Genomic DNA, 3,354 nt, shown 5'->3' on the forward strand with positions numbered 1-3,354 from the left:
GGCTTCGCCATGCCCGCCTGGCGTCCGGGAGCAGGCGCCGGGCGCGCCTTCCTCTCCGCCGGGTCCTGCTCGGCCGCACGCCGTCCCCGAGACGTCTGCCTCGGGGACGGCGTGGAGTCAGGTGAGGTAGGTGTGGAGGCGGCGGGCGTGGCGGACGAAGGTGCTTGAGGCCCGGCGTTCGGCGATCTCCGTGACGCAGGGCAGGGCGCCCCGTGCTCCGGCCCACTGCGCGGCGCGTACGGCGAAGGCGAGGGCCTGGGCGTGCCGGGTGGTCGGCCGCTTGTCCGGACCCGGCAGGAAGGCGGGCAGGAACCCCGTCATGATGCGCCACACCTCCCGGTGCGCCCCGAGCGACGCCGCGGTCTCCAGGGCCTCGAACACCGGCCCCGGCTTGAGCCAGGTGAGGTGAACGAGGAGCGCGAGCTGACGTCCCAGCGCCTCGGCGCCGAGGTCTCCCCGGGCGGCCGCCTCCACCACGACGCGCGCCCGCTCCTCCGGCGTGCTCCACGCCCGTTCGCCGACGACGTAGGCGTGCACGAGCCCGACGGCCTCCCCCGCGGGCCCGTCGGTCCGCGCCAGCGCCCACGCCGCGGAGGACTCGACGCCGCCCGGCTCCCACAGGTCGGCCAGGTGCGGGACGAGGTGGGCGGCGACGACCTCGCGGTCGGACGGCATCACGTACGGCCACCACCGCAGGGTGCCGCCGGAGTCCTCCCGAGGGTGTTCGCCGGGGTCGGCGAGCAGGGCGTCCACCAGCGGCAGCCCGGACGGCGCCGTGACCTGGACCCGGGGCACCAGGCGGAGCGTCCCGCCCGCGTCGAACCTCCAGGCGATCTCGGAGGCGACCGCCTCCGGCCGTCGGCCGCTCATCCAGGACGCGGCCGCCCGGCCCGCCTCGGAGGTCAGCCGCGCGGCCCGCTCAGCGACGTCCGGCGGGATCGCACGGGGCAGCCGCAGCAGCGCTTGCTGCAGGTCGGCGGGCAGGGGGTCGATCCCGTCGCGCTCGTACCCGGCCAGCCGATCCACCAGCTCGGCGGCGTCCAGGTGACCGGTGTCGGCGATGGGCTCGGCCAGCAGGCGCGGCGGGAGCGCCTCCGCCTCGATCGCGTCGTACACCTCGGCCCACCGCCGCAGCAGGAACAGGTGCGGGGCGGGCACGTCCGCGGGCAACCGCGACTCGCCATGCCGCACGGCCTCGACCGGCGCGCCGGCCTCCGCCGGACCCGCGAGTCGCTCCGGTCGGCCCGCGGCTCCGGCCACGGGCCACACCAGTTCGCCCAGCCGACTCGTAGCTCCGCCCGACGAACCCGCCGGCCCACCCGGTCGGTTCCCGTCGCCGCCCGACGAACCCGCCGGCCCACCCGGTGGGCTCCCGTCGCCGCCTGACGGATCCGCCGGCTCATCCGGTCGGTTCTTGTGCGCGCCGGGTCCGCGTAACCGGTGGGCGGCTCCGCCCGCCGGGCCTCCGGAGCCTGGTGCTCGGATCGGCGCGGTGCTGCGGGTCCTGGGGTCGAGCCCCGCGCGGGTGACGATCAGGCGGGCGATCTCTTCGGACCAGCGCTCGACGTGCGTCCACGGGCCGGCGGGCGGCTGCGGGCGCATGGGCTCGGTCGCCAGGCGGGCCGCGAGCGCGTCGGGGGTTTCCGCGTGCAGCCGTACGATGCCGGCGAGCCAGCGTTCCGCGGCTTCCCACGAGGAACCGCCGGGGCGGTCGTCCAGGTCCCGGACGGCCGCCACGGGCGCGGCGAACGGCCCTGACCGGCGGGGCCGCGGCAGCGGCACGGGCGTGAACCCGTCGGCATCCGCCTCGGCCGCTTCCCCGCCGAACAACGCCACCAGGGTCTCGCCGAGCTCCGGCGGCAGGACGCCGACCGCGTCCCTGATGGCCTCGGCGCCCACGGCCGTGAACCGTTTGGCGTGCTTGACCGCCATCCGCACCGCCCGCCCCTGCACGTCGGACGACCCGCAGGCGAACGCGTACGCCAAGGCCGGGGCCAGCGCGTCGAGGTCGGCGGCCGGGTCGCGGGCCACCTGGTCGAGCCAGGCGAGCCCGGCGGTCACCAGCTTGCGCTCGCTCCTGAGCAGCAGCGCCCGGATGGCCTCCGCACGGTCGGCGGGATCGAGGTCGCCGAGGCGTCGAACGTGCCGGAGCGCCATCTCGGCCACCGGTCCTGGCGCGGCGGGCAGCAGCCGCAGGTAGTCGCGGCACCGCGCGCGCACCTCGTCGGGGGACGGGTCGAGCAGCTCGTGCAGGCGTACGAAGAAGCGCAGGTCGGGGGCGGCGCCGCCGCGCAGAAAACGCCGCAGGCAACCGTCGAGCAGCTGGTCGCGGCCGATCCGGCCGGTGCGTTCCAGCTCCGTGAGCGCGGCCAGCCAGGAGGCGGGCGGCGGCTCGCCGGCCGGTTCGTCGCGCAGGACGGCGCCGACGCCCTCCGCCTCGAACAACCGGGGCAGCAGGTGGGCGAGCAGCGGATCGTCGCGCAGGGCCGCGGCGGTGGGTGCGACGGCCGCCCAGGCCGGCACGAGCGGGTCGTGCTCGGGCGGGGTGGCGCCGCTGCGGCGCAGCATGGCCAGCGCGAGCCGGGCCCCCGAGACGGCACGGCGGCTGCCGCGCGGGACGGGTCTCAGCCGCAGCGCGGCGCGGACGGCGAAATCGGCCTGCCAGGCGGGCGGGCGCTCGGCCAGGACGCGTTCGACCACATGGTCGGCGTCGGGCTCGTTCCAGGGCTGTTCGAGGTCACGGCGGTTGAGCCAGGCCAGCACGGCCGCGGCGCCGCCGATGACGCCCGCCCCGGCCACCCGGAGCGGGCCGGCCCAGCTTTCGTCGGGCATGGGCTGCCGGACGGCGCTCCAGGGGGCGTCCCACTGGTAGCGCTCGTACTCGTGGACGACGCGGCCCGCGCGGGCGACGTGCCGCCGCCAGGCCGCCTCGTTCGACAGCCGGTGCCGGTCCTCGCGCTTGACGCGCCTGGCCACGGCGCGGCTCTGCGCCACGGAGATGTGACCGGGCAGCAGCGCCGCCACCTCGCGGCGGGCCCGGTCGTCAAGGGCGAGCACGCACGCGGCCACCTGCTCGGGGTCGCCGCTGTCGACCGCGGCCACCACCGCCTCCCACGCCGAGCTCTCCCCCGCCGTCTCCGGCCCGCCACCCGGCCCCTCGACCGGCGTGGCGGACATGACAGTCGTGACCGCCTGAACGGCGCCCTGTCCCGAGAGCACGGCGTCGCCAGAGATCAACGCCGAGGGCGGCACCGGCGCGTGCTCCGCGACCTGAGCCGACGCCGAGGGCGGAAGCGGAGCGGACGTCACCGCCTCAGCGGAAACCGAGGGCGAGGGGTCGGCTGTGGGTGGGGC

1 protein-coding gene is annotated in these 3,354 nt (G+C 77.5%); it reads right to left on the reverse strand.

From position 1 onward, the window contains the following. Positions 1 to 117 precede the first annotated feature (117 nt). Positions 118 to 3,309, reverse strand: a complete 3,192-nt coding sequence (locus E1286_RS46550) for a DUF6493 family protein (RefSeq protein ID WP_132623734.1) — start codon at positions 3,307 to 3,309, stop codon at positions 118 to 120. Positions 3,310 to 3,354 lie beyond the last annotated feature (45 nt).

The sequence above is a fragment of the Nonomuraea terrae genome, from assembly GCF_004348995.1.
Lineage (GTDB): Bacteria > Actinomycetota > Actinomycetes > Streptosporangiales > Streptosporangiaceae > Nonomuraea > Nonomuraea terrae.